The organism is Streptomyces sp. NPDC047043 (assembly GCF_040644055.1).
Taxonomy (GTDB): Bacteria; Actinomycetota; Actinomycetes; order Streptomycetales; family Streptomycetaceae; genus Streptomyces.
Window position 1 is genome coordinate 179,974 of the sequence record NZ_JBEYVO010000030.1, and the last position, 6,000, is coordinate 185,973.

Sequence of the window (6,000 nt, forward strand, 5' to 3'; positions counted from 1 at the left end):
ACACCGGCACAGATCATCCGCGACCTGGAGCGGAAGTACGTCAGGGATTTCGCCGGGAGGGGTGCCGTAGTGGGAGCGTTTGCGGCCGCGCCGACCTCGGCTCGGGCGTCGCGTCGGCAGGCGAGGTGGTCTCGTCTCTTCAGCTGAGGTCCCTTTTCGCGCTGTCGATCGCCGAAGTCCACGGAGTCACCGACGACGAGGACGAGCGCCTGCGAATGCTCATCGGAGTCGTGCTGTACGGGATCGGCTCGGCAGTCATTCCCAGGATCGCCGCGCGTACAGGCCCACACTGGTGGCTTTCCAGCCTTGACCTGGCCCCGGTTGTCCGGCTCCAGCCAGCCCCAGATGCTTGCGGTTTCAACTCCGGTCCCTGTTGGCCTCGCCGAGGGCGTGTTGTCGTCGCGCTGCCGGGCAGGGGCACTTTGGAGAGTGTGGTGTTCGGTGACCTGCCTCGCCCTACAGTGCTGACCACAGCACGTGAGGCGAGTTCGGGGGGCATGGGGCATGGCGCGCGTGGTGACGGTCCACGGGATCGGCAAGCAGACACTGGGCGAGGCGACGCTGCGCAAAGAGTGGTTACCGGCCCTCAACGACGGTCTCCAGCACAACGGCGCCGCAGACCGTCTGGGGGAGGCGGATGTGACGGTGGCGTTCTACGGCAACTTGTTCCGCCCCGAAGGGGAGTTCCTTACGACAGGTGACCCGCCCTACACGGCTGTCGATGTCGCCGAAGGCTTCGAGCAGGAGCTGCTGCTTGCCTGGTGGACGTCGGCCGCCGAGAGCGACCCGGCCGTGGTGCCGCCGGACGCGGACACGCTGGTGGCCACGCCCCGGTCGGTGCAGGCCGCGTTGCGGGCCCTGTCGGGCTCGCGGTTCTTCGCCGGCGTCGCTCTGCGAGCGATGGTGTTCGACCTGAAACAGGTGCACCGCTACCTCACCGACCCGGACGTGCGTGCCCAGGCCCTGACCAGGGTGGCGGAGCAGATCACCGAGGACACGAGAGTCGTCGTCGCGCACTCGCTGGGCTCGGTCGTCGCCTACGAGGCGCTGTGTGCGCGGCCCGGACACCAGGTGCGGGCTCTGGTCACGATCGGCTCACCGCTAGGCATCCCCCACTTGATCCTTCACCGCCTGCAGCCGTCGCCTCTCAGGTTCGGCCAGCAGCCGCGTGGAGTGTGGCCGGGCAGCGAAGATCGCCTGGTGTGGACGAACCTTGCCGATGCCGGGGACGTCGTCGCCCTGGTGAAGGATCTGCGGCCAGCATTCGGGGAGCGGGTCCGCTGCGCGATCGTGCACAACGGCGCGCATGCGCATGACGCGTCCGCGTATCTGACGGACAGGCTGTGCGGGCAGGCGATCGCGGACGGCCTCGCATGACCACCCCTATCGACGGCGGCGTACAGCCCGGGGAGGGCCCGCGCCGGTATCTGATCGCGGTCGCCGTCTCCCGCTACCCCAAGTGCGCGGCCTGGAACAGGCCCGGGCTCGTCCAGGCCCGTGATCAGATCATCGAGCTGTTCACCGAACAGCTCGGGTATCAGCATCACACGGCACTCGGCCTCGACCCGACGGCACAGCAGCTGAGGGAGCAGCTGCGCGCGTTCTGCACCTCGGATGACAGGCGCGAAGACGACCTGGTCGTCGTCTACCTCTCTGGTCACGGCGAAATCCTCGAGGACGGCAGCGAGCATGTGCTTCTGATGGCCGACACCGACCCCGCCGATGTCCCCTTCACCTCCCTGCCGACCGCGGACTTGGTGCGGGTCTTCCGCGGCACTCGCGTGCGCCGACTCCTACTCATCCTGGATACCTGCTACTCCGGGCAGGGCGGCAACGAACTCGCCGCAGCCGCCCTTGAGCGCCTTGGCACGCAGACGGCGCAGAGCGCCACCAGTACGGGGCTAGTGATCGTGTCGTCCGCCCAGCCCCACCAGCAGGCTCAAGCGGGCCTCTTCCCCCACCTGTTCGTCCAGGCCGTCAACAGCCAGGCCACCGCCGGCCACGCGCCGACCCACCTGTCGGTGTCCACCGTGGTGCAGCAGATGAACGACCACGACGACAAACCCGGCTACCAGCACATCAGCCTGTCCCTACTTGGGCTCGCAGGCGAACCGCCCGACTTCCTCACCAATCCGCGGCACGACGTCCGGCTCACCGACGTCGACCTCGCCCTGCAGGGTGCCGCCGAATTCGACGCCTACGCCCTGCAACGGGAGACGGAGTTCACCTCCCGCCTCCTGATCCGAGCGATGGGCTACCACGGAGACACAGCCCACGGCTGGTGGTTCTGCGGCCGCCATCGGGCCCTCGCTGAACTCGCCGCATGGCTCAACCAGCACGGCGACCACACCCAGGAGGGTCACATCCCCCGCGTTGTTGGGGCAAGCGGGAGCGTGCGGGTGGTTACTGCCGGTCCAGGATCGGGCAAGACGGCTGTTCTGGGGCTCGTCGCCGCCCTCACGATGCCCGAACGACGGCGCACCGTGCCCGTCGACGCCCTCGGCCTCCACCCCGAGTGGATTCCCGGGGAAAACGCCATTGACGTAGTCCTGTACGCCCAAAATCTCACTGACAGCCAGGTCCTCTCCGGCCTCGCGGCCGCCGCTGGCTTCAGGTGCGCGACCGTGGGCGAGTTCCTGGAAGCCTTGGAACGTCGGTATGACAAAGGTGGGCGGCCGTTCACGGTCCTCATCGACGCCCTGGACGAGGCCGCCACCCCAGGCAGCCTGTGCTCGCAGATCGTGCGGCCCCTCATCGAGCACTCCCGCGGGCGCATCCGCCTCCTCCTGGGGACCCGCCCCTACCTGCTGGACCGGCTCGGCGTCGGCAGCCGCTCGGCCCATCGTGACGGCATGGTGATCGATCTCGACAGCCCGCAGTACGCCGACCCGGAGGCGCTGCTCGCCTACACGGTGCGCAACCTCCTCCAAAGCCGCAGTACCTCCCCCTATCGGAACCACCCTGAGGTCCTGGCACCAGTCGCCCGGGCAGTCGCCGCCGCTGCGGGCACTTCCTTCCTCGTCGCCCGCTTCGCCTCCTTCACCCTCGCCTCCGCCGACACCGTCGTCACCGACCCGCGCAACCCGCGCTGGCGCGCCAGTCTGCCCCGCCACGCCGGGCAGGCCATGCGCGACGACCTCACCCGCCGCCTCGGCCCCGACGCGCAGCGCGCCGCGGACCTGTTGCGACCTCTCGCCTACGCCGAAGGCCAGGGCCTGCCCTGGGAAGACATCTGGGCGCCCCTCGCCTCCGCCATCTCCGGCCGCACCTACACCGACGAAGACCTGCTGTGGCTGCGTCACAGCGCTGGCTCCTACGTCGTCGAGGCCACCGAGTCAGGCCGCTCCGCTTACCGGCTCTACCATCAGGCCCTCACCGAACACCTCCGCGAAGACGCCGACGCGACCGCCGTCCACGCAGCATTCGTGGACGTCCTCACCGACTGCGTCCCCTACCGCGGCGACGCCACCCGCGACTGGTCCCGTGCCCACCCCTATACCCTCCACCATCTCGCTACCCACGCCGCGGCAGCAGGTCGTATCGACCAAATCCTCAACATCAGCGAATACCTGGTCCACGCCGTCCCGCACGGCCTCGCCCCCCACTTGCAAGACGCTTCAAGCACTCAGGCGCGGTTGACCGCTGCCGTCTACCGGACCTCCTTCGATCTCCACGCCACCGCTCCTCCTCCAATCCGCCGCCACCTCCTGGCCCTCAACGCCGCCCGCGCCGAGGCCACCACGCTGCTCGAAGGACTCAACGGCTACGCGCAGCCGGACGAATGGGTTCCCGTGTGGGCCACGGGCAACGACTTCACCCGAGCACTACGCCACACCTTCACCGGACACGACGGCCCGGTGCGGGCCGTGGCATGTACCGTCCTCGCCGGCCGTCCCATCGCCATCACCGGCACCTACGGCAGTTTGCACATGTGGGATGTGGCCACCGGCCGTCAGGTTGGCGAACCCCTCACCGGACTTGACGGCATGGTGCTTGCCATGGCCTGCACGGTCCTCGACGGCCATCCTGTCGCCGTCGTCGGCACCGGCGGCCTCAGCGGCCTCAGCGGCAGCGTGACTGTGTGGGATGTGGCCACCGGCCGTCAGATCGGCAACCCCCTCACCGGGCTCGACGGCCCGGTGCGGGCCGTGGCGTGTACCGTCCTCGACGGCCGTCTTGTCGCGGTCGCCGGCACCGGCCCTAACAGCCGCAATGGCAGTGTGTATGTGTGGGATGTGGCCACCGGCCGTCAGACCGGCAACCCCCTCACCGGACTCGACGGCCCGGTGTGCGCTCTGACGTGCACAGTCCTCGACGGCCGTCCTGTCGCGGTCGCCGGCACCGGCCCTAACAGCCGCAATGGCAGTGTGTATGTGTGGGATGTGGCCACCGGCCGTCAGACCGGCAACCCCCTCACCGGACCCGGCGGCCCGGTGTACGCCGTGGCGTGCACGGTTCTCGACGGCCGCCCCGTCGCTGTCACCGGCGGCCTCAACGGCAGTGTGTATGTGTGGGATGTGGCCACCGGCCGTCAGATCGGCAACCCCCCCACCGGACTCGACGGCCCGGTACACACGGTGGCGTGCACGGTTCTGGACGACCGCCCCGTCGCTGTCACCGCCTCCATGGACCGCGGCGGCAGTGCGTATGTGTGGGATGTGGCCACCGGCCGCCCGATCGGCAAACCCCTCATCGGACCAAGCAATCCGGTGTACGCCGCGGCGTGCACGGTCCTCGACGGCCGCCCCATCGTCCTCACCTGCGACGAAGGCGGCACCGCGCGTCTCTGGGAACTGTCCGAGCATGTTGCGACCAGCGAGCCGCGCACGGTCTCCGGTAGCGGCCGAATTTTTGCCCTAACGAGTGCCGTTCTCGACGGCCACCCCATCGCCATCACCGGCACCGACGGCCGCGAACGCAGTGTGTATGTGTGGGATGTGGCCACCGGCCGTCAGATCGGCAAACCCCCCACCAGACGCGAACTCTGCGATCCGGCGTTTGCCGTGGCATGTACCGTCCTCGACGACCACCCCATTGCCGTCATCATCGCCGGTGCCTACTTGACCAACGGCGAGGTCAGCGGCGAAATGCATGTGTGGGATCTAGCCGAAGGCCGCCACGTCTGCGAACCCCGCACCGTCCTGCTCGGCGCCTCATTCACCGTCACGTGTGCCGTCCTCGACGGCCGTCCTGTTGCCGTCGCTGCCGCTGTTGGCAGCGAACGCAGTGTGTATGTGTGGGATGTGGCCACCGGCCGCCCGATCGGCGAACCCCTCACCGGACCAAGTGATCCGGTGCTCGCCGTGGCGTGCACCGTCCTCAACGGCCGCACCATCGCCTTCACAGGCACCGGCAACCTTTCCGGCAACCTCCCCGGAATTGTGTATGTGTGGGATGTGGCCACCGGCCGCCTGATCGGCGAACCCTTCACCGGATTCGATAGTTCGGTCTCCGCCGTGGCGTGTGCCGTCCTCGATGGCCGTCCCGTCGCCGTCGTCGGCACGCGCGGCAGCCGTTTCAGCGGCGGCAGCGGCGGCAGTGTGTATGTGTGGGATGTAGCCACCGGCCGTCAGATCGGCAACCCTCTCACCGGACTCGACGGCCCGGTTCACGCTGTGGCGTGCACGATCATCGACGGCCGCCCCATCGCCGTCATCGGCTCAGGGAAGTACCTTCGTGTCTGGGATATACGAACACGGACACCGTTGCAGAACTTCGTGGTGCCGGGCCTGCACGCCGTTGGAACAGCCCACGATGGCAGTCTTGTCGCGGTCCTGGGCCGCGACATCGCAGTCTTTCAACGCCAATCTCACCAGCGTAAGGCGTCCCCTGACCTGCAGTGGTGACCCCCACCAGTAGGTGGACACTTCGCTTCTGGAGCCGTCCTGCCCGAAAACACCCTCTTAGAGGGCATTTGATCTAGCCGAATTGCCCTTTCTGTTCTAGTAGGTCCCTCGCCAGGTTGGTGTGGTCTCGTCTGTTATGCGCTTGGCGAGGTTG

At 68.2% G+C, this 6,000-nt stretch carries 2 protein-coding genes; both read left to right on the forward strand.

Features of this window, described 5'->3' with window-relative positions; genetic code table 11:
• Positions 1-504 precede the first annotated feature (504 nt).
• On the forward strand, positions 505-1,377 hold the full coding sequence (locus ABZ880_RS39310; RefSeq protein WP_361273522.1) for a hypothetical protein: 873 nt from the start codon (positions 505-507) through the stop codon (positions 1,375-1,377).
• Complete coding sequence (locus ABZ880_RS39315; RefSeq protein WP_361273525.1) at positions 1,374-5,846, forward strand: caspase family protein; 4,473 nt, start codon at positions 1,374-1,376, stop codon at positions 5,844-5,846. The genes ABZ880_RS39310 and ABZ880_RS39315 overlap by 4 nt, the downstream gene beginning before the upstream one ends.
• Positions 5,847-6,000 lie beyond the last annotated feature (154 nt).

Coding starts and splice junctions, on each gene's coding strand:
- ABZ880_RS39310 (WP_361273522.1), top strand. CDS start 505: ATGGCGCGCGTGGTGACGGTCCACGGGATCGGCAAGCAGACACTGGGC.
- ABZ880_RS39315 (WP_361273525.1), top strand. CDS start 1,374: ATGACCACCCCTATCGACGGCGGCGTACAGCCCGGGGAGGGCCCGCGC.